Origin of the sequence: Comamonas suwonensis (genome assembly GCF_012844455.2) — a bacterium.
Lineage (GTDB): Bacteria > Pseudomonadota > Gammaproteobacteria > Burkholderiales > Burkholderiaceae_C > Comamonas > Comamonas suwonensis.
The window spans coordinates 1-25,860 of the sequence record NZ_JABBCQ020000019.1 but is presented as its reverse complement, the minus strand read 5'-3'; the positions used below and the strand labels follow the sequence as shown (position 1 = coordinate 25,860).

The window sequence follows — 25,860 nt, the reverse complement described above, 5'->3', positions numbered from 1 at the left end:
GGATGCGCTTGCTGTCATGGGCTTCTACGTCCTTGTCATCATCGGCCAGACGTCGGCGCTTGCACCAGCCTGATGTGGGTCTGGTGGGCGCGGCGTACAACTCCATTCCCAAGATGAATCGCTTGAACACTAAGACTCTGCCCCGGTCGTGGGTGGCTGTCGGCATTTCCATGCTGATGGCGACTAGCGCCTGGGCGCAAGAACCTGCTGCCGCCAAGGCCGCATTGAACGGCAATGCCACGGCTGGTGCCAAGATTGCCCAGTCCGGCTCTGCGGGCGGCGCTGCCGCCTGTGCCACCTGCCACGGTGCCAAGGGTGAAGGTCAGGCCGGCTTTCCCGCGCTGGCAGGTCAGCACCCCGGCTATCTGGAGCGCCAGCTGAACCAGCTGGCAGCAGGTGCCCGTCAATCGGCTGTCATGGCTTCCATGGCCAAGGCCTTGAGCGAACAAGAGCGCGCTGACGTGGCGGCTTATTACGCCACCCTGCCACTGCCCATCAAGGCGGTGCGCGGTGCTTTGCCCGGCAAGAATGACGATAGCGGCGCATGGCTGGTCGAGCGCGGCCGCTGGGCGGACGGCATTCCTGCCTGCGCGCAGTGCCATGGCCCCGGTGGTGTGGGTGTGGGCAAGGATTTCCCGGCCATTGGTCACCTGTCTGCCGACTATATGCAGAGCCAGATCGATGCCTGGAACAAGGGCCAGCGCGAAGCCGGCCCTCTGGGCCTGATGGGCGCTGTGGCCAAGAAGCTCTCGGCGGATGACGTCAAGGCTGTCGCTGCGTACTACCAGCGTCTGCATAACCCAGCCGCTGCTGCGCCTGCAGCACCCGCCAAACCTTAAGCCTCGGGAGTTGACTATGTCGGAACAACAAAAAACGGCTTCCAAAAGCTCCAATCTTGCTGAATACGCCGTGGTGGCGTGCATGTTTGCTGGCTTGGGCGGTGCGCTCTGGTATGGCATGAGCGTAAGCAGCCCCCAAAAGGCTGAAGAGCCTGCCAAGGTCGCCGCCACTGCGGCAGATGCCAAGGCCGTGGCCGTGGTGGCCAAGCCCGGAGCATTCACGCCTCCCGGCGAAACAGACATGCCTGAAGGCCCCATGGGCGAGTGGATTCGCCGTGGCGAAGCCATCTTCACACGCACGCCCACCAATGCCGTGGGCTTCTCGGGCAACCCGCTGAGCTGCACCAACTGTCACCTGGATGCCGGTCGCCTGAAGGGAGCCGCTCCCATGTGGGGCGCATACCCCATGTACCCGGCCTATCGCAAGAAGACCGACCACGTGGACACCTTTGCCGAACGCGTGCGCGGCTGCTTCATGTACTCCATGAACGGCAAGGCGCCTGATGATGGGCATGACGTGCTGGTGGCGCTGGAGTCTTACGCCTACTGGATGGCGCAAAAGGCCCCCACCGGCGAAAAGCTGCCCGGTGCAGGCTTCAAAAAGGCAGGCGAACCCCAGGAAAAGCCCACGTACGAAGCCGGTGCCAAGGTCTATGAAGCCAAGTGCGCGCTGTGCCACAGTGCGGACGGAAAAGGCCAGTTTGTCGGTGATGTCGCCGTGTTCCCGCCGCTGTGGGGCAAGGACTCCTACAACTGGGGTGCTGGCATGCACGACATCGACAAGGCTGCCAACTTCATCAAGAACAACATGCCCTACGGCAATGCGACGCTGAGCGATCAGGAAGCATGGGACGTGGCAACCTTCATCAACAGCCAGGAACGTGGTCAAGACCCCCGCTTCAATGGCAACTTGCAGGCCACGGCTGAACAGCACCACGGCAAGTTCTCCATGTACGGCAAGGAAGTGAACGGCAAGCTGCTCAAGGGTCTGTAATCAGGCACTTGATCGGGTTTGCTGGACATGAACCCAAGGCCAGCTCTGCATAAGAGCTGGCCTTTTTTGTTTCATGACTTTCAGGCTTCTACCGCATTACCATAAAGCGCAAGTAGCTCATCTTTTGATAGTGATTGAATTCGTTAGACGTAAAAAAGCCCGGCGAACCGGGTTTTTCAGGTAGATGGCTCAAAAAATCAAGCCATGAACAGGTAATGATCGACGAGCAGAGCCAGAAACAGCAGGCTCAGGTGAATCAGCGAGAAGCGGAAGGTGCGGCGCGACAGCGCATCCGAATAGTTGCGGTACAGAGCCACGGCGTAGCCAATAAAACCAGCGCCCAGAACCACGGCGGCAAACAGGTACAGCCAGCTGCTCATGCCGTACATAAAAGGCAGCAGGCCCGCGGCAAACAGCACCACGGTGTAGAGCAGAATCTGCAGGCGCGTGTATTCGCTGCCGTGGGTCACGGGCAGCATGGGCAGGCCGGACTGGCGGTAGTCTTCCACGCGGTACAGGGCCAGTGCCCAGAAGTGCGGCGGGGTCCACAGGAAGATGATGAGGAACAGAATCAGCGCCTCGGGTCCCACATTGCCCGTCATCGCGGCCCAGCCCAGCACGGGAGGCATGGCACCCGATGCACCGCCAATCACAATGTTTTGGGGCGTTGCAGGCTTGAGCACCACGGTGTAGATCACGGCGTAGCCCACAAAGGTGGCCAGCGTCAGCCACATGGTCAGTGAATTGGTCCAGACCCAGAGAATCGTCGCGCCAAGCAGGCAAAGAATGGCCGAGAAGGCCAGTGCCTGCTGGCTGGACAACTCTCCACGCGCCGTGGGGCGCCACGCGGTGCGCTTCATCTTGGCATCGATATGGCGCTCTACCAGGCAGTTGAAGGCGGCAGCAGCAGCGGCCACCAGCCAGATGCCAGCGCAGGCCACGCCCATATGTATCCACTGGCCAGTCGTTGGCCAGCCGGGCACGGCCAGCACCATGCCAATCAGCGCGCAAAAAACAATCAGTTGCACCACGCGCGGCTTGGTCAGCGCATAGAACTGGCTGACTCGCGAGGTGTTGTCCAACAAGGCTTCACTTTGACTCATGCAATCACTCTTTGTGCGCTATGCCTCAGCAGGGCGGCGCGTCATTTCAGGTCGGTTGGTGGTGACGGCATTGCTGCGCGTCACGGCCAGACTCCAGACCACAATCGTTACCAGGGCCGCGGCTCCACCAGTGTGAAGCACGGCCGCAACCAAGGGCCAGTCCAAGACCACGTTGGACAGACCCGTCAAAACTTGTAGCACTACAAAAAAGCCCAGCAGGCGGCGCTGCTTGGTCAGTGCCGGTGCGCGGCGCAGTGTCCACCACAGGCCCGCAAGGGCTGCCACCACCGCATAAGCCGCAAGGCGGTGGATGTAGTGAATGGCGGTCAGCGCTTCAAAGCTAATGTTGCTGCCATCTTTGAGCAGCCCCAGTGGGCGCCAGATCTGCAGCGCCTCACCAAAGTTCATGGCAGGCCACCAGCTGCCTTGGCAGCTCGGGAAGGTGGTGCAGGCAAGCACGGCGTAATTGGTGCTGACCCAGCCGCCCAGACTGACCTGAATTACCAGCAATGCCAGACACAGCCACAGCGCGGCACGTAAGCCCTTGGCAATGAAGGCCGGTGTTTGGCCCGCTTGCTTCATGCTCAAGGCTGAAGCCGGAATGGCCAGTAATGCGAGCAGGCCGGTTCCACCCAGCAGGTGCAGCGTGACAATGGCCGGAAACAGTTTCATCGTCACTGTCAGTGCGCCAAAAGCGCCTTGTATGCAGACCCAGACCAGCGTCACTGTGGGCCACCAAGGGTTCAACGCGCCCTGTGCGGCTTCGGGTTGGCCTGCTCGACGAGCGGCTCGGGCCTGCTTCCACGACATCACGGTCATCGCAATGATGAGCACACCCACGGTGGTCGCTAGATAGCGGTGAATCATCTCCACCCAGGCTTTGCCGTGGGTGACAGGGCCAGTAGGCATGGCTGCCTGGGCCTCGGAAATCTGTGCGTGCGCCGCAAGAGGGCTTGAGCTGCCATAGCAGCCGGGCCAGTCGGGGCAGCCCAGACCGGAATCCGTCAAACGCGTGAAGGCGCCAAACAGCACCAGATCAAAAGTCAGAAACAGCGTCAGCACACAAAGCGCTTGCAGTCGCTTGCTAGGCCCCGTGGCGCGATTACGCCACCACACCCAGCACAGCGGGCCGAGTGCCAGAGCCAGGCCAAACGCCATCAGCTCCAGCGCCGGAGCCAGGTCATACAACTGCTGTTCAGTCACGCGCGGTCCTTGTGCATCGGCACACTGGCCTCTCTGAGGCGGCCAGCAGGCAAGTCGAAATTGCAAAAGCAGATCAGCATGGTGGAGAAGGCGCGGGCTAAAGCTATGTTGGTGTTTTCAGAAAGTATTGAAGATCCAGGCCAAGCGCTGCATGGGATAAAACCTGCATGACTTGGTGTCGAGTCTGGCGAGCAACGGCGTTGTCCGTTGCGAGATGACTGAAACAGTCGCTGAATGCAGGCTCTTTGATCCCGCACAATTTTACCTGTGTGATTTGTGGCAATGCAGCATCTCTTTCAGTGCCCCTAATAAAGCCGTGGAACGCAAGCAGCGCAGGCCGTGTTCAAGGGAAATCACGGGGGTAGAAATAGGCAATACAGCTGATTTGCGACGCCAGCGTTTCAGGCTTGTTATACGATTGGTTACTGCTTCACGGCTTGCTACCGTGATTGCATTCAGCGGCAACTACCTTGCGTAGCCTTGCCCAGCAATGCGGGCGTCGTTCAGTGGTAGGACTCTTGCTTCCCAAGCAAATAACGTGGGTTCTTATTGCAGGCTAAGTCAGATGCACATTGCAGGCCCCGAGCAACCGGTCAAAATGCGGGTGTAGTTCAATGGCAGAACGGCAGCTTCCCAAGCTGCATATAAGGGTTCGATTCCCATCGCCCGCTCCAGATTTCTAAATAAAAACAAGGCATTAGGAGGCCTTGTTTTTTCAGAAAATTACTGAATTGACGACGCCCTCCATATTAAATGCCCGGCAACGCTGCGCTGAGCACTAGCGTGTATCTTGAATGCACGCAAGTTGTTGATTCAATTAAACTTCACGTATGAAAAAGTTGCTTGGAATCTTTGCGCTTGTGTTGCTTTTGTCGGGCTGCTATGCGGCAGGCTCCGGGTATAGCTATGGCTATAGTGATGTCCACATCTATCAGCCCTATGGCGGTTCGTATTACTACGGCCCGTCGTACGGGCCTGGGCATGTGCATCGTCCGCATCACACGCATCACACGCATCGCCCGCCAGCACACAGACCTCATTCTGGTCACGGCATGCATGGCAGCCATCGTCCCAGCCAAAGTGGCAACAGGCCACATGGTGGCGGGCACCGTCCAGGCAGCGGTGGTCATGGCCGTCACTGAATGCAATCTGTGCAGGGCGCGCGAGCTCGCTGCGCTGTGATTTTCATTGGCGCAGAATGGTGTCACCAGTTGATTGGCTCTGCTTATGAGCGGCCAACGCCTGAAAAAACGGCACACGACTGACTTCTTGCTTCTTTCAGCGGCAAGACACATTTCGCCAGTTGAATTTTCCGTCGTTGAAAAACTCAGTCCAGATCGACATCGGTGGCTCCTTGCGCAAGGAGAAAGTGATCTGGTTTGGGATGTTGGGCCCGAGCGCCGCCAACTCGCCCATCTTGGTATAGACCTTTACAAAGCAGTTGCTGAGTTCTTCGCTGCCGTTGGAGTCGAGAACGACGCGGTAGGTTTTGACGAATTCCTCCCAGTCCTGCCGTTTCGTTACATAGGTATGCAGGCGCACATAAGCTCGATTCGTGCTCTTGATGCTGGGCTTTTTCATGTGTGCCCTCCTGAGAGTGTCTTTACAGAGAGATGACGCGAAGTGAAATCAAACTTGACTTTTGACATTTTTTTGCAGTCTGCGCAGATTTGTATCAAGCAAGAATCTGAAAAAAATGTAGGCGCTTGTGCTGACACGCTAATAGTTGGCGGTGTCATGAAAACCGAGTACGTATAAAAATCCTGTGATATAAGGGGCTTGCTTGGAAAAAGGAGTAAGAGGTTGAAGTTTTCAGCTTTCCCACTCGATGATTAACAAGCCCTTGAAAGCCTTATGCGGCGCGGCTTACAGCTCGGCGATGGCTGTAGATACCATCCCAGATGCCATGCGAATAGATGCATTGGCGAGTGGCGCAGCGGCCTTCTCATTCGCCTGGCGGCGGGATTCGATCCAGGCGTCGATCTCGGCTTCGTCCCATGCCACGCGACGTGGCGACAGCACGATGCGTTTGGGAAACCGGCCAATGGATTCCAGTTTCAGAATCCAGCGATCAGACAACGGCACTTTAGCGCAAAGCGCCTTGCGGTCTATCAATTTCATAGTGCTCTCCAGTAGAAAAGCCCGCTCATGGTAGTTGCGGGCTTGGGTGTAATGGCAGTGTGCTTGCGAACGTTTTTCGCAGCGCTTTAGGGATTGACTGATCCGGTGGATAAACCTAAAGAGGCGTATCCGTCCAAGCTGGCGGGGTGATGGCTCTGTGTGCCCGCATGCTTGGACGACCTGGTCGGCAGCGGCATGGCCAGGTTGTAATGCGCCAGCCAGAGCAAAGCGCAGGCGCTTTGAAAAAGGGTAGGGCTGCCTCCCAAGGTGTAGCTAAATATTGCTCACTTCCCGGCTACGGGCTGGGACCAGGGCGCAGCTCACTACCGTCGCCAGCAACTCGCTGCGGGGTGGGCGGCAATGCAGGGTGTGGATCTGCGCTCGCTCCAGATCCACCACCACGGCCGCGCCGGGCTTGAGCGTTGCTGCGCGCTCCAGCCAAAAGCGCTGGGCGCTGCGGCCTGTCCACGTCACGCGCCATGGCTCGATGTGGTGGGTGCCCAGCCGGTCATAAAGCAGCATCTGCAACTGAAAAGCGCCGCATCGTGCCGTGCTGGCTTGCGGCGCGGTTTTGCTGAGGTAAAGCGTTCCTGTGTGTCGCATGTTGGTTCCTGATTGGGCATAAAAAAACCCGCGCGGCTTAGGCCGGGCGGGCTGAGGTTGAGTGGGTGTCTATTTCTACGGAGTCTTATTTCGTCCGCGATAGTTCAGGTCACTGGCTGAGTAATTCTCACGTTTGCGCCAGTCCATCTGGATAGGGCCGGCATGCTCGGGAGGATAGGTGATGCGTTCTTTCTCCCGGCTGAGCTCCCAACGCTTGGCTTCCACGGAATGGTGGACAGTCGATTTTTTTATTTTGCTCATTGGCAAGGATCTCAGTAAATTGACAGACAGTTGTCCCACGGTACATGGTTGCTGCAGACGGGTCTATCGATTTCTTTTTCAGGATGCGAGGGGTGTCTCGCCTCAGGGCGGCATCTTTCGGCGATGGTCTAAGACTGAAAACCAAAGGTCTTTCCGTTCACCTATACTGATCCAACTCGCTGTTCAGGTTGTTCGCCCCGACAGCGCCTGTCTGACACCTATGCCGCCCCTTGGCCGCCGGTAACCGCTCTTTCACGCAAAGCACGCGGTCGTCACTCCCCCTCCTGCGAACTCTCCCAGACCCTGAACATTTTTATGGGTCTGCGCAGTCCCACCCAATTTCTGGCGTGGGCACTTCATCTCTCTCTTTCATTTGACGGCTAACACGCCTCAGCGTGCGGCTGTCCGTATTCATGCTGCAAAAAAATATTACAGAGCAGATCGGCCGCTATGTGGTCACACCTCTGACACAACCCATTTCCAGCGGCCAGTTCCTGGCTGCCGTTTCCATTCGACGTGGCGCCTATGACCGCGTCATTCGATTCATCCCTCAGTTTTCTAACGAGTCGCTCGCATCCAACTACGCCCTCACTGAAGGTCGGAACATGGTGATGAACCAAAGCTTGAACTGAGTGCCTATCGCTTTTACTCACAGGAGACACTTTGGCTAAAGAAGAACTAATCGAGATGCCCGGTCGCGTTGATGAAGTCCTGCCAGATTCGCGCTTTCGCATAACTCTGGAAAACGGCCATCAGCTCATTGCTTACAGCGGCGGAAAGATGCGCAAGCACCGCATCCGCGTGCTGGCTGGCGACAAAGTGACCGTAGAAATGTCTCCCTACGACCTCAACAAAGGGCGAGTGACTTTCCGTCATCTTGCTCCTCGCACTGGCGCGGCACCGGCCTTCAAGCGCCGCCGCTAAGCCCGCTCAACTAATTACCCGCTCATCGCTGAAATGCCTGAGCAACCTTTGAAAGAACACTATGCAATCCAATCTTTATGTGACCAACCTCAGCTACAACGTTGACGGTGATGCCCTGCGCACACATTTCGGCAGCTGCGGCGATGTCGTCGCTGCTGACATCATCATGGACCGTGAAACTGGACGCTCGCGCGGCTTCGGCTTCGTGGAAATGAGCAATCCGGAGCAGGCACAAAAGGCTATCGAAACGCTGCATGACCAGCCGCTCGGCGGCCGTGCTCTGGGAGTGGCCTTGGCCCGTCCACGCAAATAATCTTCTTCGATCTGTAAGAAGGAATGGCCCACGCCAAAAGCGTGGGCTTTTTCTTTTTGGGGATCGCTTCATGCTGCTGACCGCTTTTTGAGGAAAGCATCACAGACACCAAAAAGCCCGCGCGGCGTGGCCGGGCGGGCGGGGTTTTGAATGAAATAGGGCGCTAGCGCTTATGTATCAAGCGCTAGCAGCTATGAAATTGATAAAGCTGTGCCGCGTTACCGCAGCTGCAGACGGCCCTGCTGGGCTGGCTGGCCTTGCGGCGCAGCTGGCACGCAGCTCTCGCGCTTGCGGGCTTCAAACTCGGCGCGCTCGGCCATGCGCTGGGTGCAGGCCGCCGCCAGTCTGGCCAGCGTGGCATCGCTCAGCATCAGGTCGGTGCGAATGGCCTGGGTCAGCTGGGGCAGCGTCATCAGCATGGCACCGGCCTCCATGGGCTTTACATAAGGGGCCAGCGCATCGCCCGGGCCTTGGGTGAAAGACAGCAGCAGGCGGGTGAAGTGAGCGGGCTCGTCGCCCTGCATCGCGGCATCAAACACGGCCTGATAAACCTGCAGCGTGGCTGCGTGAGCCAGCTGGCGGGCATGCTCCATGCGGCGGGTATCGGGCTGCTTTGTGTAGCCGCCGGTCTGGCGAATGCTTGGCAGCACCTCGCTGGTCACCCATTTGGCAAACTTGCGCGCCTCAGGTTTACGGCTGCGCAGGACGAGGGCGTAAAGGCCGGATTCGCTGACAAACAGCATGCTTCCGCCGCGCTCTAACGGTTCGTTATACCGCTCGTCTTCGTCGATGTGGTCGCTGATCGCTTTGCTGGTGTTGCGATAGCCGAGTGCTTCGCAAACATCGGTGGCAACGAACCAATGCTGGTTGTCGCGAGTGATGACGCGGACGGCGTGGGTGCCGAAATTGAAGGGGGTGATGTCAGCCATTGAGGCCTCCAAGCGTTGCGGATTGCTACAACCACCGCCCTTGCTTCCAAACAAGTGGCGGTGACTCGAAGGGGTTGGAAGACCGGGCAACGCTTGCGCAAAACCGGCGAGCCTCGCGGCTCCCCCTCCGAGCCACCATAAAACTGGGGCCACAGACGACAAAGCCGCACGACTGCGGTACAGGATGCGGCTTTGTGTCACCGCAAACATTGCTTCGGGCTTCCAAACCCGATCACGCTTTACTGGCGTGACGGTATGGAGTGTAGCGGAAGCCTAGCCCAGACGCAAAAAAGCCCGCGTATGCGGGCTGCGTGGAGGTACTCAGAATGATATTTCGTCGTTTGTTCCTTGAAGTTCATTCAAGTATTCTTGAGCACTGTCGACTAACTCACGGATCTCATGCTGGTTGTCTTTTGCATATTTTTGCAAAAATGTCTGAAATGAATCAATAGCTTCGTCAGTGCGTTTCAAGTCTTTTAAAACAACGCCTTTGTTGAATACTGCATATGCAAACTGTTGACGTAGCGTTGCAGATTTTTCATTATCAAATTTTTTGATAACCTTGTTATATTCAGCTATCTCATCATCATGTTTTTCTAAACTGCCAAATATAATTCCTTTTGAGACTAACGCTATAGCTAAATGTTCTTGAAGAGTAACGTCAGTTTCATTTTTGTTTCTATTTTCAATTTCATTATAAAATTTAATTTCATCTTCAACTTCTAATTTATTCAAGCATTTTAATGATCTTATTTTCCCGATCAATGCTTTTGAGAAATGCTGACGATGCAGGAGAAGGTCACTTTGACTAAAGAGTGAAATTATTTTGTTGAAAACTTCGATTGCGTCTTCATAGCGTTCAGAAATATTTAGTATTAAGCCTTTGTTTACTATTATTTTCGAAAATTGTACATCAAGAAGAGGTGTCGTATCATGGCTGAAGCATTGTTCTAGATGGTCAAGAAGCATCAGTGCCTCTTCGTGGCGGTTAAGTGCACTAAGTATTACCGCTCGAGCATTGATGTATTTTGAGTGCATTTCTGCTGATATTGACTCTTCCCAGGATTTTCGAATGGCCTTTTCAATACTTATAAGTGCAGACTCAAAGCGTTTGGCTGAGTAATCTGCAGTAGCGCGAACGAAATGTTCTTCTGCAGTGAATTCAATTTCAGGTTTTTCTTCTAAGTTTTGATTTGCTAATTTAACCGTATCTAAGTCTTCTTGAGAGGATTGAGATGAATTTGGCTGATTAATAATATTTTCGGCCGCTTTGATGACTAATTCGCTAAGGTTCTTGGTGGTGTCGGCTGCAATCTTGTTTATGCCTAGCTTAGTTTCTATGACGTGATCGTCCACCTCTTTTTGAGCACTGAGTGCCTTTTTTCTAAGAATATCAATTTCTTTATTTAGCTCAATACTTTTTTCTGAAAACCAGCTAGCGGAAGCTGCTTTAGCTTCTGTGATTGCACGATTTCTAGTACTTATAAAAGCGAGGAAACCAACTGCAATAGTAATAACTGTTATTCCGATTCCAACTAGTGTAGAGTGATTGGAAATGGTTGCCATATAGTTGGCTTGTTGTCCTGTCCATAGTCCAATATCTCCAACTCGCTTGTCTTGAGCGTCTAGTCGGTTTGAGGTGACTTCTTTGAGGACTGCGAGCTCTTTGTCAAATACCTGAATTTGCTGCTGCAGCTGCTGGACATCGGTCTGCGTTACTGGCTGGCTGAGTTCAGATGCCGATGCGACGAGTGCAAGGCAAAGGCCAACGAATAAAAGGATTTTTCGCGCGATCATGTGGATTGGGCGGACAGCCATGTTGTCTCAGTGGTTTGAAACAATTGTAAGTGCGACCTATTGCTGCAATCTTTCAGTTCTCAATGCGCGGGTGGTTTTGAGTTTTGACCCAGGCTACGGTGCTCCGCAGAACGGGGTGAGTCGCCTTTGATCTGGCTCAAGGGTGGGGAGCCCCCTCGGGCTACGCTTGAAGTTCCGCAACTTCAACCCGAGAGGGCTACCCATGACCATGCAACTACCCATGACCATGCAATTTGAACCAAACCAATTAGCAGCTGCCGAACTGGCTGATCGCTATATTGAGATCGTGCTTTCGACCAAGCCTGAACAGCTCATTGGCCCTGTGTCTTCGCCGACTGGGGATGTCACAGCGTATGCGCAGCGGTTGACGAACTTTCGCCTGCAACTGATCAATCAGCTTTCTCAGCAACCTTTGCCGAGCTTTGAGGAAGATTGATTTCTTTCTTGCAAGCCTTGTAGACCTGCGCAACTTCTTGTCCAAAGTGCTGTCCGTGGTGCCCGTCGCACTTGAATTTAAAAACAGCGATCAGTGGCAGCAGTGCTTTGATCAACATAGGTCTGAGCTTTCATGAATAAAGCCCGCAGGGTGTAAACCTTGCGGGCTTTTTTGTGTGGGGGGAGGGAGAGGTTGGCGTGGATGGCGGCCTCAAGTGATGCCTGTGAGTTTGGCTAGCTCTGCCAGCCGCTGGTGGCCGATGGCCATTTGCTGTTGTCGATCGCGAAGCCTGTCCAGCAACGTTGTCCCTTTGGCGTGCCAGTCGGTTTTTAGAACCATATCGGTGGGTAGGTTGCGCAGGGCTAGCAGGTCACGCTGCTGATCTGCGTTCAGGTTGCGCAGTTCTCTGGAGAGCAGGGCTTGCTCGCCAGCCAGTCGCACCAGTTCATCGCGGTTTTGGGTGTCGGTCATGAATACTCCTTTGTTATGAAAAAAGCCCGCCAGGTCTGGAACCTTGCGGGCTTTTGTTTGGGTGGTGCTTGCTTCTGAATTGGTGAGCGCGTTGCGCTGGCTCTATCTGCGTTTGAAAGTAGTTTGCTACCGATAGGCTTGTTTGGCTCTCGCTAGCTGCTTTGTTTTCAATAGCGCGTAGCAGGCGGCTGCGCTGGCGGTCGCGGTGCTGCAGTTCTTGCAGCACGGTGTCGATAGGGGGCATGGGCTGTTCACGGGTGGGCTGGCGGTTGACTTGAGGTTGCGGCGGCAGCTCAGGGCTTTTCGCGCAGGCATTGGACGGTGTGGGCGTCCAGCCATTCGGCGTGCATGCCGGGGCAGGCAAATTCGTCGCGCACGGATTTGGTGAGTGTTTTGGGCTCGTCGGCCTGAGCGCTGGGAGTGGCCAGCCAGAGGGCACCCAAAGCGATTGCGGCAATGAGGATCAGGGATTCGGTGATTTTTGCCATGATGTTTCTCCGGTCTGGCGCTTATCAGCCAAGCGCAAGTAGCTATCAAACTTGATGAGGTTGACCGTTCAGAGCGGCCAGGCTTCGGGGGTGGTGGCGATGACGACGGCCACGCCGATGAGGCAGAAGAGGCCGAGCAGGGTGAGGCCCCATTGCGCGGCGATCAGTAGCTTTGCTCCAGTGCCGGGGCGAGCAAGAGCAGGGCAGTCAGGAGCAGCGTGAGCAGGACGGTGGGGATGTGTGGCCATTTCACAGGCCTCCCTTCTCGCGCAGGCGCTGCACGAGGTCTTCATCAACGGGCTGAGGAACAGTGCTGTACAGCATGAAATCTCCTTGAGGCGAGAGGCGGGCCCGCTGGATGGGCGGGGTGAATAAAAAAGGCCAGTGCTTTTGTGGGCAGGCGAAACCAACGAAGGGGCGGAGTGAATGCGCTTCGCGCTCTGGCGGGAAAAACAGGTGCTGCTGGGTGGCAGCGCCATCAAGGAAGAGTGCAGGGCCCGGCTTTCGGTCTGTCGGTGGCGGCATTGGATTGCCACGGTCCACACCCGGCTTGCACTCTTTCTTGATGGCCCCGCTTCAGCCCTGCGGGTGTGGGCACAGATCTGTAGCGACCTGTTGCTGTAAATTCTACTGTTATTTTAATCAGTGCTGTGCATTTGTACAGTAGTTTAAATTTTGCCTGTACAGGGCGTCAACAGACGGCTGCGCCATGTGTTGCGTGGTTGCACTGTGTGTCTGCGGGCAAAGAAAAAGCCCACCGGCGTTAGCGGGTGGGCTTGGGGGTAAAGGCCGTTGCCTTGCGGCTGCCTGGGGGAATCAGAGGGAGGGAGAGGACATCCCAGGCTCGGCTGAAAAGTGATGGGCGTCGTCACCATCGGGTGTGATCGCTCCAACCGCAGCTCACAGCATGTGCACTGCGGTATGGGTAAAGCGTATTTCGGGATGGGATTTTGAGCAATACCCTGTGCCGAGAACGATCACATCGGATGGCCCCGCTTGACCCTGCGGGGAGAGGTCGCGCTTAAGGCCTGCGGGGCCGGGGGGCTACATGGGGAGATCTCCGTGCAAAAAAAAGCCTACCGTGAGGTGGGCTGAACTCCAACTGGATAGCGGCCGGCTTTCACCGGCCTGCGGTTCTTCTTAACGTTGGGCGCTAATGCCTGTGCGGCTGCGCGCCGGAGTTAGATATAGGGCACACCGTAGTGGTCGTAGACCCGGCGGCCGTATTCGTCGGTGTATTCGGGCAATGTGCTTCCCTCGTAACGAGGGGCGTTTTCAAGCCGTTCTTTGGTGACTGAGACTACGTACCCGCCTTTGTCGGGGTCGTATTTGAGTGTGTCCCATGGCAGAGGGTAAAGGTCTGTGCCGATGCCCAGAAATCCGCCGAATTCCATCACTGCGTATCGAACCTTGCCCGTGAGCTTGTCGATCATCAGTGAGTCGATGGACCCCAGCTTGTCGCCGTTGGGGTTGTAAACGTTGGTGCCGTTGACACGATCGGATGAGATGACAGGTGAGGCTAAGTGCATTCCTGCTCCTTTCTATGCGTGGTTCAAAACAACCCCGGAGCGCTTGGCAAGCGCTGGGGCGCGCACTTTCAGCGCTGCTGTGCTTTTTGTGGCTGCCCGGGCTGCTGCTGAGCCGGGTTTTTCTGCTGGCCCGGGGTCTGCTGTTGCTGCTGACCGGGCTGGTTGGTGTTTTGGCCTGGCTGGCGTTGACCGGGGCTTTGCTGCTGCTGTTGCTGCTTGTCCTGCTGGTTGGGATTCTGCTGCTGGTTAGCTTGTTGCGTCATGTCCTTCACTCCTTCAGGTTGGTGACCAGCAAACCGGTTTGGCTTGCTGTGATTGCATGGTCACCGCATCAGGAAAAACCTTTCTGTAGGAGAAGGGGGCGCAAGCCTGAAAAATGTGAATTAGCCACCATTACGTAGCATTTGGCTTACGTTTGAGGCGGAACTCTCGATATTGCTCACAAGATTCAGCATAAAGCGCTGCGGATGACGCTGGGTTTCAGGCCCATTGAGGGCTCTGGCCGCTGCCGCTAATGTGAAGGCCGTTCAAACCGCAGCGCCCTGGTGCAAGGCGCTCTGGTCTGGCCCCGATGCGCTCGGGGTGGGCGGTGCCGGGATTCCAACCGGCGTTGCCGTTCTTGCTCTTGGCCGCATTCGCCTCACCCTTTTGACCGTGTACGCACTTTGGCGGCTGGATACGGCAGGGATGCCGCGCAGAGCAGCGGCCGTGCCCGCTGATGCGATGGAGCCCGGGGACGCTCCGCGTAGGTGGAGCAAACGACATGGGCATGCGATTTTTGAAAGACCGGGCCTGACCCGGTCGATACCGATGGCGCCCATCGCATCTGCAATCTGCTGTATCCCTGAAGCCAGTTCGCGTTGGCGTTGGTGGCTTCGGCCTTTGGTTGTGCCCCTTGGACAGTCCAGTGACTGCTGCGATGGCTGGATTTAACCATGGTTAAATTATTGCTGTCAACCATGGTTAAGTTTATCTGTGAAGTTTTCTTCAATCGATGCGGTACAAATGAAAAAGCCCGCTGCTGCGGGCTTGTACGAGATGGCGGATGACTACGTCTGTTTGCGCACCATCACGTGCGTGGCGCGCTCACCCTGAATCACTTCAGCGACCTCATAACCCAGAGTGCGCATGTCCAGGCCTTGCCAGAGGTTCTCGCCGTGGCCCAGTAGGATAGGGCGGACGGCAAGGTAGATCTCATCGATCAGCCGAGCCTGCAAGAACTGGCGTACGGTGGCCACGCCTCCGCCAATACGGATATCGCGTCCGGCAGCAGCCACTTTCGCTTGATCCAGTGCGGATGCTCTTCCGTTCGTGACGAAGTGAAAATCGGTGCCGCCCTGCATATGCAGGCTGGGACGAGCATGGTGAGTCAGTACAAATGCGGGCACATGGTAGGGAGGCTCGTCGCCCCACCAACCTTGCCAGCTCTCGTCGGGCCAGGGGCCGCGCACTGGGCCAAACATGTTGCGGCCGAGAATCCAGGCACCAATGTTCTCGAAGGAGCGCTGTGCCATCTCATTGTCGATGCCTGTTTCACCGCTTGGCGAGCCGCCGTGCATCTTTTGGAAGACTTCGGTGGGGAAGAACCAATCCATGAGTTTCGTTCCTCCGACGCCGAGCGGATTGCTTAGGCTCTGTTCAGGTCCAGCAGAGTAGCCATCAAGTGAGATACCGAAGCACGAGACTTTGATTTTCATTGCGGTACGCCTTTCTGAGCAGAGAAGGAGGAATGTGGTCAGGTGCTACGGCGATGGCTTGTGCTAAAGCTTCTGGCCGTTCCAGGCCCACACAACTCGGCCCAGCACGCGAACCTGATGGTCACCGTTCAGCTCGTCCACGGTCTTGATGTTGGGGTTGTCGGAGCTGACTTCCAAGTTGCCGGTCATGCGCATGCGAACGCGCTTGATATAGGTCTGGCCGTGTACATCAAGCACATAGACGCCTTCATGGCTGGCGGGGTCGCGCGAGCCTACGTCGACCAGCAGCACATCGCCGTCGCTGAAGGTGGGCGACATGCTTTCGCCGTGGGCGTGAATGAACTTCAGCTCCTGGAGATTGCCGGGCTTGATGTGCTGGTTGATCCAGTGCGCGGATAGGGCCAGGTCGCCCACCACATAGTCTGCATCGAGCGTGTCATTGCCTTTGCCCATGCTGCCGCTGTTGGCCAGCAGGGGGATGCGCACCAAGTCTTCGTTTTCTTCTGAAAAAACAATGCTGTTGGCGTTGCGAGCCATGTCGCCCATGCCGGTTGCAAGCCAGTCCGACGACACATTCAGGCGTGCGGCGGCCTTGGCGTTGTTTTCGGCGGTGAAAGCCTTGCTCTCGCCCTCAAGGACTTTGCGCGCAGCCTGATAGGAGACGCCAACAGACCTCGCAAGCTCTGTGATGTCTACGCCGGCAGCTTTCATTGCCTTCTCTATGCGTTCTTTGTAATCAACCATGGTTGAAATCATGGCGGAATCAATACTAACTATGGTTGCTTTCATGTTTTAACTAAGGTTAAACTTGCGGCATGACGATCCGAAAAACAGAGGCCATAGAAATGTTGGGTGGCTCCACCAGAGAAGTGGCGGCCGCTTTGGGTGTGTCTTACCAGGCCGTCGACAAGTGGCCCGACGTTCTCAGCGACAAGGTCGCCGACCGCGTACTTGCTGCATGGACACGTCGAAATGTGGAGGGGTTGCCGCCGCCGTTTGCGAAGTCAGCCTCTCAGCCTCAATCCGGTCAGGAGGCTGTTCATGGCTGAGAAGCTAAAGATTCGCCTACTTGGCGTAGAGCAGCTTGTCGCGGATCTGGACTTGCTAACGCAAGCGGCCGAGGGATCGCTTGAGGTTCGCAATGCTCTTGTCGATTTCTTTGGCGGCGCTATTGAGACTGCGGGCATCGATATCCAGAACGGTGCCGCATCCCAGGCAGGTGAGCTTTGGATTGAGGCGAAGCTTCCCAACAGACTCGCTGCGCTCGCGGTGGCACTTCGGGCAGGTGATCTTGATGCTCTGTGAGTCGAGGATTCCCATTCTGTCCGCCCTCCTTTGGGTTGTTGGTGAAGGTGTCGCAGCCGCCATCGTAACCAAGTGCAGGGCGGACGCCTTTGTGCAGAGGCAGCACTTAACTCCTGGCTTCAATAGAGCCGGGAGTTTGGCCATTCTGCAGCAGGCGGTGTTTCATGGATAAGTTTCCTACCTCGACCTGTGCATGGCGTATTGAGCGTGCTGACTTTGCGCGTCCTGGCTTTACCACTGATTTTGAGGAAGCAAAGCACTGGATTGGACTTGGGGCAGCTGTCATTCCGCTGCATGTTCCGCCGCCTGCGGCTAAGTCTGTTGTGCGCTGGGTTGATCCTTTGCTGGAACGCGAGTCTGCGACGGATAGATATGTTGCCGGTGCACGCTTGGTGGCGGACGAATCTAGCCGCCTTTTTCCTGATCTACCCGAAGAGCGGCCTCGTCCAGAGCAATCAACTCGTCGATCTTGGCTGAGTACTCCGTCCAGAGATCCGGTCGCTGAAGTCTCGGCTCCAGAAATTCCATTCCTGCAAGGACTCGCAGGTCGTATTTTTCGCGCAATTCGCGCAGTTGTTCGAGGCTCAACATGGTGAGCATGGTGCGAATGATGGCCACGGTGGCCAGTTGCCTGTTCAGCAGGGCAATGCGTGCCTCGTTGAGGGCAAGAATGTCTTTGCGGGCGTCCGCCAATGTGTACTCGGGTTCGCTCATGTGTGCCTTGATAAGAGTCACTGAAAGAGGTTTGGTGACTGCCATCGTACTCAGACATGCGCAAGTTGCCAGTGCCTGTGTTGACTTTCACGTCAGCACCCGCACCACCACGCGCTGCAGCTCTTCGATCACAGGCATAGGCACGCTGCCGGTGCGCAGCATTTCGTGGATGCATTGGTTGTTCCAGCGGGCGACTTTGCGGGTGGTGAAGCTGTCGCGGCCTTCGACGTCGAGGACGAAGACGATTTGCTGCAGTAGCAGCTCCATGGCCTGGGCCCACTCGGGTGTGGCGGCGATGGGGGTTTGCTTGGCTGTCTGCGCAGCGGCCGTCAGCGATGCGCCTGAGAAGTGAGGTGAGGTCATGAGAAGCAGTGTCTCTTTCCCTCCCCATGCAAACAATGGCGAAGCAGGTAGCCCAAACGACATGCGGGCGCCTGCCGATATGGCGGATGCGGCGTATCTGATTGCGCACAACCACCCGGGCGGCGTGCGCGTGCTGGCCGAGCGCATGGGCGTGAGTGCCAATACGCTGCAGAACAAGCTGAACCCGAACAACACCACGCATCACCTGACGTTGCGCGAGTCTGTGGCGTTGCAGGTGATGTCGGGCAACCCGGCAATTCTGCATGCCATGGCGGCGGCCCTGGGCTACACCTGTGTACCCGCGTTGCCCGACCAGGCCGCGGGCGACCCGGTGGAGGCGTTTGTGGCCTTGCAGCAGGAGGTGGGCGAGTTCACCTCCGCAGCGGCAGACGCCTTTCGTGGCGGCAAGGCCATGGTGAGCCGCAACGAGATCAAGCGGCTGCAGTACCGCTACAACGAGCTGATATCTACCTTGAACCAGCTGCTGGCCACGGCGGCAGCGCGCGTGCCGGCGCCGGCGGAGGAGGGCTGATATGCATATCCAGCTGAGCGCGCGGGTGCTGAACCAGGCGGAGCTGCTGCGGCAGATCCACGGCCTGACGGGCGCGCAGGCCGCCAAGGCCTATGCCAAGGCGCTGAACGACACGGGCTTCGAGATCCGCCGTGCCATGCAGGACGAGATGCGCACGGTGTTCGACCGGCCAACGGATTACATCCTGCGCAGCCCGTTCGTGCGCATGGTCACGGCCGCCAAGCTGAGCGTGACGATCGAGCCGACCTATATGGGCGGCAAGGGGATCGATCCGCAAAAGATTCTGGATGCCCAGACCTGGGGCGGCCGCCGGCGCGACAAGCGCAGCGAGGTGGCGCTCAAGCGCGCGGGCATCTTGCCTGCCGGATATCAAACGGCGATTCCCGATGAGGCCAGAGGTGGCCCTTACCCCGGCAGCGATGACGGCAAGGGCAACTTGCGAGGAGCCTTTCTGGTGCAGCTGATCAGCTACTTCCAGGCGTTTGGCGAGCAGGGCTACAAGGCCAACATGAGCGCCAAAGGCTATCTGCGCGTGCATCGCGGCACGAAGAAGCAGACGGGCCGGCGCTATTTCGTGACCTATGGCAAGACACGCGGCGGGCCTCGCATCACCCAGAAGGGCGAGCAGGACGAGCGCACGGCGCATCTGTCCCCCGGCATCTGGGCCGCCAGTGGCACAGGCGGTGCGCTCGTTCGACCGGTCTTGTTGTTTGTGCGGCCAAAGCGGGGCTACCAGCCGCGCTTTGACATGGACAAGGTGGCCAAGCGTGCCGACGCCACAGCCTATCTGGAGCGCCGCATTCGCTACCGTTTGCGCGAGGCCGCAGGCGTATGACATCAATGAATAAAGCAATGAATTTGAGCGCAGGCGCAACGCCTGGCGCAGTGATATCTGGAGGTTTGACCATGCAGCCATCCCAAGCCCGTGTGACCGGCAAAGACACCAGTGCAGAGGCATTTGCCGCGCTGGGCAACGAGACGCGCCGCCGTTTGCATGAGCGCCTGTACGAGTCGCTGCGCCATGCCCACCAGCACGGCGTGCGCGATATGAGCCGGCGCGAGTTGCGCGACTACCACAACGCGCAGACAGGCGAGTGGCTGGAGCTGTGCAGCGTGGCCAGCACGGTCAACGCCCTGCTGGCCGCCGGGCGGCTGGAGGAGGGCGCTGCGCGCATGTGCAGCCTGTCCCCACGCCAGCGTGACATCAAACCCGTGCGCTGCAAGGCGCGACAAACGGCCCTGGCCTGATAACGAGAAGAGTATGAGCACCATCATCATGTCGGCCTGCTGGCCTATGCAGGGTATGTCTGCTGCGCAAAAGGCGGTTCTGATATCGCTGGCGGATCAAGCCAATGACGACGGCTATTGCTGGCCTTCTGTCAAAACCATCACGATGCGCACTTGCCTGTCAGCGCGGGCTGTGCAGGGGGCGATTCGGTGGTTGGAATCGTCTGGAATCTTGCGTTCCAGCGAACGCCGCGGCACGTCGACCGTGTACCAGTTGACCCCCGCAGCATATGCACCCCCGCAGCAAATGCACCCCGCACCAGCTGCACCCAGGGGTGCACCAGCTGCACCCCCACCCCCGCAGGAGCTGCACCCCACCCCCGCAGCAGCTGCACCCAAACCATCAATGAACCATCAATTGAACCGTAAAGAACCAGAAGACAAGCGCGTGGCCGCGCCGACCTTTGCCGTTCCGGACTGGATCAACCGGGCTCACTGGGATGCCTGGCATTCCTGCGCCAAGCGCAAAAAGGCGACCGATGCGCAAAAGCAGATGGCGGTGGACAAGCTCGATGCCTGGCGACATGAGGGTGTGGACCACGCAGCCGCGCTGGAGAACGCCGCCATTGCTGGCTGGCAAGGCTTGTTCAAGCCCGACATGGCGCCTGAGGCGGGCCGCCGCAGTGGTGGCCGCCAGCCTGCCAACACCTACAAGCATGCCGGTGCAGCCGCAGCCATCTTCGACGGAGTTTGGGAATGAAAAACATCGCCACCTTTGCAGACCACGCCATGCGAGATCCGCAGGCCTATCGCGACACAGCCGAGGAGGCCGCAGAGGCTTCGCTGCAGGCAGTCAGCCTGGTGATCCGCAAGCTGTTCATGCTGCTGCACGGCTCGTACGGGAGCCTGTTCACCAGCAAGTTCGCCACGGGCCAGATGGCTGGCAAGCACGACAAGGGCGCGATCTCGGCCATGAAGGTCTGGGATGCCAAGCTGTCGCGCTTTCCCGCCACGGTGGTGGAGCAGGCCGCCTCTCGCCTGGCTGCCGAGCATGCGGACTTCCCGCCCAACCTGCCGCAGTTCGAGCAGATGTGCGATGCCGTCATGCCGCGCCAGACCTATGCCCAGCAGCAGGGCCTGTCCGCCTTGCCCGCACCAGTGGCAGCGCAGCCCGTGAAGGTCAGCCTGCAACAGCGCAACGACGGCAAGGACTGGGCGCGCCGCATCGTGGCCCGCATGGAGCAGGGTGACACCAGCATCTCGATGTACTCCGGCAAGTCCGCCCGCATGGCCCTGGGCCTGGAGGTCAAGGTCTGATGGTGCGTCGCACAAAAAATAGGCAGATCGAGGGCCACGGGTCCTTCCCGAGAGCCTCTGAAGCGGGTAATTCGAGCCGCGTTGTCGGACTGTTGCGTGAGTTTCCTAAGGGGGTTGTATTGTGCTGATGATTGAGCTTCAAACCCGCCCCAAGCAAGCAGACTTTGCTAGCGTTATCGGAGTGTCGCAGCAGAACGTCAGCGCGTTGATGGCTGAAGGCAAGCTGCCCACCGGCGGCACCTGGGCCGAGCTGCTGATCGCCTACTGCCACCGCCTGCGCGAAGTGGCGGCCGGGCGCATGAGCGGCGAGCTCGGCGGCCTCGACCTGGTGCAAGAACGCGCCGGCCTGGCCAAGGCCCAGCGCGAGGCGCAGGAACTGAAAAACGCCGTCGCCCGCGGCGAGTACGCGCCCATCGGCATCCTGGCCGACGTGCTCGGCCTGGCCAGCTCGGCCATCGTCGATCGCATGGACCAGTTCGAGGGCCAGGTGCGCAAGGCCTGCCCGGATCTGCCGCAAGAGGTGCTGCTGATCGTGCTGCGCATCATGGCCGATGCGCGCAACGAATGGATCCGCTCCACCTCCCAGCTGGTCAACAAAGAGGTCGAAGCCATGGCACAGCTCGACATAGACGAGACCGCAGCACTTGATATCAGAGCGGATGCAGATGAGGAGGGCGACGCCGCATGAGCGCGCCCCTCAGCCCCGAAGCCATGGTCGCCATCCAGGCCGCCGCCGCGCTGGGCCTGTCCAGCCTGCGGGCCGATGTGCCGCAAACCCTCAGCGAATGGGCGGCAGAGCACTTTCTGCTGGCGGGCGAATCCAGCCACCAAAAGGGCGGCTGGGTCGGCTGGCCCTTCCAGCTCGGCATTCTCGACTTCATGAGCGACGACCGCATCGAAGAGCTGGCCGTCAAAAAGAGCAAGCGCGTGGGCTATACCAAGATGATCACCGCCTTCGTCGCCTACAACATCGCCCACCGCCGCCGCAAACAGGCGCTGTGGCAGCCCACCGATGACGACCGCGACAGCTACGTCAAAAGCGAGATCGAGCCCGTGCTCGATGGCGTGGCCGCCGTGCAGGCTGCGCGCCGCCAGGGCAAAGGGATGGAGGACACCATCAAATACAAGCCCTTCCGCGACAGCGTGCTGCACCTGCTGGGCGGCAAGGCTGCGCGGGCCTACCGCCGCATCACCGTGGCCGTCTCCATCCTCGACGAATGGAGCGCCTTCGACCAGAGCATCGAAAAGTCCGGCGACCCTGGCAGCCTGGCCAAGGGCCGGCTGGAAGGCGCGCCATACCCCAAGTTCGTCGGCGGCAGCACGCCCCGCGTCAAAGGCATGTGCCATGTAGAGCGCGCCTGCGAAGAATCCGACGCCTACGTCCAGTACCACATCGAATGCCCGCGCTGCAGCGCGGAGCACCCGCTTGTCTGGGGTAGCAAAGAGCTGCCCTACGGTTTCAAATGGGTCAAAGGCCAGCCCGCCAGCGTGCACCACGTCTGCCCCCACTGCCTGGAGAGCATCACCCAGGCCGACTACCTGCCCGGCGGCTGGCCGCTCACCGGCACCTGGGTCTGCAAAAAAAACGGCCGCCGCTACGGCGCAGACCGCATCTGGCGCGATGCTGCGGGCCAACCCTGCCGCCCGCCGCGCACCCTGGGCGTGCATGTCTGGGCCGCCTACAGCCCCCAGCGCACCTGGGTCAGCATCGTCGATGAGTTTGAAAAGGCCCACCGCGCCCTGCAGGCAGGCGACGTGGGGCCCATGACCGGCTTTACCAACGAAACCCTGGGCGAGACCTGGGAGCTCAAAGGCGACAGCAGCGACGAACACGCCCTGCAGGCCCGGGCCGAAGACTACCCCCTGGGCCGCGTGCCCGCCGGTGCGCTGCTGCTTACCGCCGGGGTCGACGTACAGCGCGACCGCTGGGAAATCGCCATCTGGGCCTGGGGCCGCGGGCTGGAAAGCTGGGCCGTTGCCCACCAGGTCATCCAGGGCAACCCCGCCAGCGAGGCCGACTGGGAGCCCGTCACCCAATACCTGCAGCAGCGCTACGTGCAGGCTTGGCACGGCGGCAGCCTGGGCCTCAGTGCCATCAGCATCGACTCGTCCGACCAGACCCAGGCCGTCTACAACTGGGTGCGCAGCGCGCAAGGGCAGCTCACCGGCCTGCGCGCCATCAAGGGCGACAACAACGACAACCGCAACATCGTCGGCCCCAGCAGCCTGCAAGAGGTCAACTACCGCGGCCGCAAGATATCGCACGGCATCAAGCTCTGGCTGGTGGGGGTGGACAGCGCCAAAGACCTGCTGCTGGGCCAGCTGGCTATAGACAAACCCGGCCCCGGCTACGTACACACCAGCCAGAAGCTGCCGCGCGAATGGTACGAACAGCTCACCGCAGAGCAGCGCGTGCTGGTCAAGGTCAACGGCAAGGACGTGTACCGCTGGGTCAAGCGCCGCCCGCGCAATGAGGTGCTGGACTGCCGCAACTACGCCCTGCACGCCGCCATGTGCCTTGGCATCCACAAATGGCCCGACGCCCGCTGGCTGCAGCTGGAGCAAACCGTGCAGCCCCCGCAAGACCTGTTCAACACCGCCCGGGCCCAGGCCGCCAAGCCAGAGCAGCCAAGGGCAGACGCAGCGCCACCACGGGCCAAAACGTCACGCGAAAGCGAAGACGACGAGCTTTTCGCCCCAATGAGCTTTTATTAATAAATAAAACCAATGCAAGCCCAAGCAGCACAAGCGCAACCAGCTATCAAAACAATGAACGAGAAAAACTCAAGCTCCACCCCTCCCGTACCCAGCAACAACAAGCTGGACCCCATTGCCGTGCTGCGCGAAGAACTGGCAGCCGCTGCGCTATGCCATGGCGTAGAGCGAGTGGAGGATTTGACGGAAGAGCTGGTGCGCCGCTATGTCCAGCGGCTGGGTGGGGTGCAGGTTTATGTGCCGATTGAGCGCTCACTGAAGCGTGAACGTTTAGCTAGGGAAATACGTGCCAGCTTCGATGGGCGAAATGCTCGCGAGCTTGCACAAAGGTTTGGGGTGAGCTTGCGGCAGGTGCAGCGAATTTTGTTGACTCCGCTAAAAGCGTAACGTCCGAGCTGTGTGGTTGCCTAAATAGGAGTACAGGTGATATCTGTATTACATTCCGTCACAACCAATTTTGTACGGAGACGGTCCCATGCCAATCACGGTCATCAATGCGGTCATTCATGGATTTGAAAAGGAACAGCACACTCTGGGTGTGCCAAAAGATAAAGTTTTTAAACGCCCTGATACCTTGGATGTTACAAAGCCGCCCGTGATTTCCCTAGTAGAAGGTGTGGCCAAGCTGCTTGGTAAAAAGGACAACACTCTTGCCTGGGGGCGCTTTAGTGATAAGAGCGACAGAGGACCATTCCCAGCTAGCTTTGGAGTCAGTGTTGCATATATACCTGGAAAAAATGACCTGAATAATAAGAATCTATTTCATAAATTGACAATTACTGCAATGGATGAAATTGTTCTTAAAGCTGAAAAAAGTAGGCTCTCAACAGGTTCGAGAATACTATTTTCATACTATTGTGATGAAAATGGTAAAAATAATCTTCTGATTGCAATGATTAAGCAAAAAGGAGGAATCCAATTAACGGATGAATATGAGCCTGTGACTATTGAACAAGTTGATATGTCTAAATTAAGTCATGCAGCTGAAATTAAATGCTCGGAATATTTGGATGTAATGGACCAAGAGAAGGAGTATGCGAAGCTGGGCGTGATAGAGGAAGATTTTGAGCTCAAACCTTATCTCGCTTTTATGTCGACCAGAGATTCTGATGGTTCAGCGGATTACTTTATTAATGCTCTCGGCTGTGTAGTACATCGCTCTTCAAAAAAATCTACAACAATGGTTATTAAGGCGGCGTATGATTTGTGCAATAAAGATAAGGACTTGAGGCCGTTTGCGGTGAATGTCAGAGATGCGGTTCGCCAGTATCTTGAACGACAGTTAAAACTTGGTAACCCTGCAACTCTGGAAGAGATAAAAAATGTAATCGTTCACGAGTTGCCACCTGAATTTATGCCGCGCATGGATAGTTTTGTTGAGACAATGAATGGAATTGATTATAGGCTGCCAACAGAATTTGATGTAAGTGATGAAGCTCTAGAAAAATATACCAGATTTGTTTTGAAAGATGATGATCTTGAGATTAAGTTTGATAAAACAGATTTTGGTGTTGATGAAAATAATAAGATTAGGTATAACCGGCAAGACAAGTCAATTCGAATTAGATTGACAGACAAGCAGGCAGAAAAATTTGATGACTTGTTAGGCTCAAATAATTCAAATAATGCGCCCCAGAATGATAGTGGCTACTCATTTTCGAGGGCGATACAGTCAAAACCAAAGCAATTTGTTACGGATAATAGAAATGCCGATGTGCCAATGATTGTATTAGAGGCATTAAGGCAAGATGTTTAAATTATTTGTAGAGCTTTACCGTGCAATGGGCACTCCTTCCTTTGAGGAAGGGAAGCGCTTTACTAAGCAATGTGAAGTTACTGCGGGTTTGCAGAACGCGATTTATAAATACCAGAATTCTTTAGAGAAAATTGTTGAAATTGACTTTGATTATGTTGATGAACGAAATGTAGAAATCGGTTTTAGGATTCCATCATCAGTT

General features: G+C 57.2%; 35 protein-coding genes and 1 tRNA gene. 20 read left to right on the top strand and 16 right to left on the bottom strand.

Translation table 11 applies throughout. The features are described 5' to 3' along the window. The first annotated feature begins 113 nt into the window (after positions 1-113). Together HF327_RS18560 and HF327_RS18555 are read left to right on the top strand one after the other, a co-directional pair. Entirely contained in the window at positions 114-839 is a 726-nt protein-coding gene (locus HF327_RS18560) for a c-type cytochrome (protein ID WP_099737937.1), read from the top strand. A gap of 16 nt (positions 840-855) precedes the next feature. Then, on the top strand, positions 856-1,833 hold the full coding sequence (locus HF327_RS18555; protein ID WP_198461799.1) for a c-type cytochrome: 978 nt from the start codon (positions 856-858) through the stop codon (positions 1,831-1,833). Between the two features lie 197 nt (positions 1,834-2,030). On the opposite strand, the gene cyoE is transcribed toward HF327_RS18555, so the two are convergent. Further along, a complete protein-coding gene (cyoE, locus tag HF327_RS18550; protein ID WP_198461798.1) occupies positions 2,031-2,936 on the bottom strand; it encodes a heme o synthase in 906 nt (301 codons plus the stop codon). A gap of 18 nt (positions 2,937-2,954) precedes the next feature. Continuing rightward, the gene (locus tag HF327_RS18545; RefSeq protein WP_198461797.1) at positions 2,955-4,139 is read right to left on the bottom strand and encodes a COX15/CtaA family protein; all 1,185 of its coding nucleotides are present in this window, start codon (positions 4,137-4,139) and stop codon (positions 2,955-2,957) included. Between the two features lie 600 nt (positions 4,140-4,739). Between HF327_RS18545 and HF327_RS18540 the strand changes: the two genes are divergently transcribed. After that, positions 4,740-4,813, top strand: a tRNA-Gly gene (locus tag HF327_RS18540). Positions 4,814-5,057: 244 nt separating this feature from the next. Continuing rightward, positions 5,058-5,321, top strand: coding sequence for a hypothetical protein (locus HF327_RS18535; protein WP_198461796.1), 264 nt, complete (start codon positions 5,058-5,060; stop codon positions 5,319-5,321). Between the two features lie 96 nt (positions 5,322-5,417). Here HF327_RS18535 and HF327_RS18530 read toward each other — a convergent pair whose 3' ends face one another. The 3 genes from HF327_RS18530 to HF327_RS18520 all read right to left on the bottom strand — a co-directional run bounded on the left by HF327_RS18530 (position 5,418) and on the right by HF327_RS18520 (position 6,863). After that, on the bottom strand, positions 5,418-5,720 hold the full coding sequence (locus tag HF327_RS18530; protein ID WP_099736744.1) for a hypothetical protein: 303 nt from the start codon (positions 5,718-5,720) through the stop codon (positions 5,418-5,420). 285 nt (positions 5,721-6,005) lie between these two features. Next, positions 6,006-6,260 carry a helix-turn-helix transcriptional regulator gene (locus tag HF327_RS18525; RefSeq protein ID WP_198461795.1) on the bottom strand — a complete coding sequence of 85 codons (255 nt, stop codon included), beginning with the start codon at positions 6,258-6,260 and terminating at the stop codon, positions 6,006-6,008. 273 nt (positions 6,261-6,533) lie between these two features. Next, positions 6,534-6,863, bottom strand: a complete 330-nt coding sequence (locus HF327_RS18520; protein ID WP_198461794.1) for a hypothetical protein — start codon at positions 6,861-6,863, stop codon at positions 6,534-6,536. Between the two features lie 674 nt (positions 6,864-7,537). Here HF327_RS18520 and HF327_RS18515 point away from each other — a divergent pair. The 3 genes from HF327_RS18515 to HF327_RS18505 all read left to right on the top strand — a co-directional run bounded on the left by HF327_RS18515 (position 7,538) and on the right by HF327_RS18505 (position 8,361). Then, a complete protein-coding gene (locus tag HF327_RS18515) occupies positions 7,538-7,756 on the top strand; it encodes a hypothetical protein (RefSeq protein ID WP_198461793.1) in 219 nt (72 codons plus the stop codon). A 31-nt stretch (positions 7,757-7,787) separates the two neighbouring features. Further along, a complete protein-coding gene (gene infA, locus HF327_RS18510; protein ID WP_099736749.1) occupies positions 7,788-8,048 on the top strand; it encodes a translation initiation factor IF-1 in 261 nt (86 codons plus the stop codon). Positions 8,049-8,109: 61 nt separating this feature from the next. Then, complete coding sequence (locus tag HF327_RS18505) at positions 8,110-8,361, top strand: RNA recognition motif domain-containing protein (RefSeq protein WP_099736750.1); 252 nt, start codon at positions 8,110-8,112, stop codon at positions 8,359-8,361. Positions 8,362-8,579: 218 nt separating this feature from the next. On the opposite strand, the gene HF327_RS18500 is transcribed toward HF327_RS18505, so the two are convergent. Together HF327_RS18500 and HF327_RS18495 are read right to left on the bottom strand one after the other, a co-directional pair. After that, positions 8,580-9,290, bottom strand: a complete 711-nt coding sequence (locus HF327_RS18500) for a BRO-N domain-containing protein (RefSeq protein ID WP_198461792.1) — start codon at positions 9,288-9,290, stop codon at positions 8,580-8,582. A gap of 321 nt (positions 9,291-9,611) precedes the next feature. Beyond that, positions 9,612-11,108, bottom strand: coding sequence for a tetratricopeptide repeat protein (locus tag HF327_RS18495; RefSeq protein WP_198461791.1), 1,497 nt, complete (start codon positions 11,106-11,108; stop codon positions 9,612-9,614). Between the two features lie 202 nt (positions 11,109-11,310). Between HF327_RS18495 and HF327_RS18490 the strand changes: the two genes are divergently transcribed. Next, on the top strand, positions 11,311-11,544 hold the full coding sequence (locus tag HF327_RS18490) for a hypothetical protein (RefSeq protein ID WP_198461790.1): 234 nt from the start codon (positions 11,311-11,313) through the stop codon (positions 11,542-11,544). 210 nt (positions 11,545-11,754) lie between these two features. Here the strand turns inward: HF327_RS18490 and HF327_RS18485 are convergent, their stop codons facing one another. The 7 genes from HF327_RS18485 to HF327_RS18455 all read right to left on the bottom strand — a co-directional run bounded on the left by HF327_RS18485 (position 11,755) and on the right by HF327_RS18455 (position 16,473). After that, complete coding sequence (locus HF327_RS18485) at positions 11,755-12,015, bottom strand: hypothetical protein (RefSeq protein WP_198461789.1); 261 nt, start codon at positions 12,013-12,015, stop codon at positions 11,755-11,757. 293 nt (positions 12,016-12,308) lie between these two features. Next, positions 12,309-12,503 carry a hypothetical protein gene (locus tag HF327_RS18480; protein WP_198461788.1) on the bottom strand — a complete coding sequence of 65 codons (195 nt, stop codon included), beginning with the start codon at positions 12,501-12,503 and terminating at the stop codon, positions 12,309-12,311. Between the two features lie 68 nt (positions 12,504-12,571). Next, a complete protein-coding gene (locus tag HF327_RS18475) occupies positions 12,572-12,751 on the bottom strand; it encodes a hypothetical protein (RefSeq protein ID WP_198461863.1) in 180 nt (59 codons plus the stop codon). Between the two features lie 933 nt (positions 12,752-13,684). Continuing rightward, the gene (locus HF327_RS18470; RefSeq protein ID WP_099736758.1) at positions 13,685-14,032 is read right to left on the bottom strand and encodes a PRC-barrel domain-containing protein; all 348 of its coding nucleotides are present in this window, start codon (positions 14,030-14,032) and stop codon (positions 13,685-13,687) included. A gap of 68 nt (positions 14,033-14,100) precedes the next feature. Further along, a complete protein-coding gene (locus HF327_RS18465; RefSeq protein WP_099736759.1) occupies positions 14,101-14,295 on the bottom strand; it encodes a hypothetical protein in 195 nt (64 codons plus the stop codon). A gap of 786 nt (positions 14,296-15,081) precedes the next feature. Continuing rightward, entirely contained in the window at positions 15,082-15,729 is a 648-nt protein-coding gene (locus HF327_RS18460; RefSeq protein WP_198461787.1) for a dihydrofolate reductase family protein, read from the bottom strand. Between the two features lie 63 nt (positions 15,730-15,792). Beyond that, positions 15,793-16,473: a LexA family transcriptional regulator gene (locus HF327_RS18455; RefSeq protein WP_198461786.1), complete on the bottom strand. Its 681-nt coding sequence runs from the start codon at positions 16,471-16,473 to the stop codon at positions 15,793-15,795. Between the two features lie 71 nt (positions 16,474-16,544). Here HF327_RS18455 and HF327_RS18450 point away from each other — a divergent pair, with 71 nt between their 5' ends. Further along, positions 16,545-16,778, top strand: a complete 234-nt coding sequence (locus HF327_RS18450; RefSeq protein ID WP_198461785.1) for a helix-turn-helix domain-containing protein — start codon at positions 16,545-16,547, stop codon at positions 16,776-16,778. Further along, positions 16,771-17,034: a hypothetical protein gene (locus tag HF327_RS18445; protein WP_198461784.1), complete on the top strand. Its 264-nt coding sequence runs from the start codon at positions 16,771-16,773 to the stop codon at positions 17,032-17,034. The genes HF327_RS18450 and HF327_RS18445 overlap by 8 nt, the downstream gene beginning before the upstream one ends. A 405-nt stretch (positions 17,035-17,439) precedes the next feature. Here HF327_RS18445 and HF327_RS18440 read toward each other — a convergent pair whose 3' ends face one another. Both HF327_RS18440 and HF327_RS18435 read right to left on the bottom strand, forming a co-directional pair. Beyond that, complete coding sequence (locus tag HF327_RS18440; RefSeq protein WP_198461783.1) at positions 17,440-17,748, bottom strand: hypothetical protein; 309 nt, start codon at positions 17,746-17,748, stop codon at positions 17,440-17,442. 87 nt (positions 17,749-17,835) lie between these two features. Beyond that, a complete protein-coding gene (locus HF327_RS18435) occupies positions 17,836-18,111 on the bottom strand; it encodes a hypothetical protein (RefSeq protein ID WP_198461782.1) in 276 nt (91 codons plus the stop codon). Between HF327_RS18435 and HF327_RS18430 the strand changes: the two genes are divergently transcribed. The 10 genes from HF327_RS18430 to HF327_RS18385 form a co-directional block, all read left to right on the top strand. Beyond that, complete coding sequence (locus HF327_RS18430; RefSeq protein ID WP_198461781.1) at positions 18,110-18,643, top strand: phage regulatory CII family protein; 534 nt, start codon at positions 18,110-18,112, stop codon at positions 18,641-18,643. The two genes, HF327_RS18435 and HF327_RS18430, sit on opposite strands and share 2 nt — an antisense overlap. Position 18,644: 1 nt before the next feature. Next, positions 18,645-19,478, top strand: a complete 834-nt coding sequence (locus tag HF327_RS18425; protein ID WP_198461780.1) for a hypothetical protein — start codon at positions 18,645-18,647, stop codon at positions 19,476-19,478. Positions 19,479-19,549: 71 nt separating this feature from the next. Beyond that, entirely contained in the window at positions 19,550-19,891 is a 342-nt protein-coding gene (locus tag HF327_RS18420) for a hypothetical protein (protein ID WP_198461779.1), read from the top strand. A gap of 13 nt (positions 19,892-19,904) precedes the next feature. Next, complete coding sequence (locus HF327_RS18415; RefSeq protein ID WP_198461778.1) at positions 19,905-20,630, top strand: helix-turn-helix domain-containing protein; 726 nt, start codon at positions 19,905-19,907, stop codon at positions 20,628-20,630. Further along, complete coding sequence (locus HF327_RS18410; RefSeq protein ID WP_236024279.1) at positions 20,627-21,187, top strand: hypothetical protein; 561 nt, start codon at positions 20,627-20,629, stop codon at positions 21,185-21,187. Before HF327_RS18415 ends, HF327_RS18410 begins: the two co-directional genes overlap by 4 nt. A 127-nt stretch (positions 21,188-21,314) precedes the next feature. Beyond that, positions 21,315-21,875, top strand: coding sequence for a hypothetical protein (locus tag HF327_RS18405; protein WP_198461777.1), 561 nt, complete (start codon positions 21,315-21,317; stop codon positions 21,873-21,875). Beyond that, positions 21,872-23,902, top strand: a complete 2,031-nt coding sequence (locus tag HF327_RS18400; protein WP_198461776.1) for a phage terminase large subunit family protein — start codon at positions 21,872-21,874, stop codon at positions 23,900-23,902. Before HF327_RS18405 ends, HF327_RS18400 begins: the two co-directional genes overlap by 4 nt. Before the next feature lie 54 nt (positions 23,903-23,956). Beyond that, positions 23,957-24,289, top strand: coding sequence for a Mor transcription activator family protein (locus HF327_RS18395; RefSeq protein ID WP_236024278.1), 333 nt, complete (start codon positions 23,957-23,959; stop codon positions 24,287-24,289). Positions 24,290-24,377: 88 nt separating this feature from the next. Further along, on the top strand, positions 24,378-25,658 hold the full coding sequence (locus tag HF327_RS18390) for a nucleoid-associated protein (RefSeq protein ID WP_198461774.1): 1,281 nt from the start codon (positions 24,378-24,380) through the stop codon (positions 25,656-25,658). Then, on the top strand, positions 25,651-25,860 hold a 210-nt coding region (locus HF327_RS18385), incomplete at its 3' end, for a hypothetical protein (RefSeq protein WP_198461773.1). The genes HF327_RS18390 and HF327_RS18385, both read left to right, overlap by 8 nt.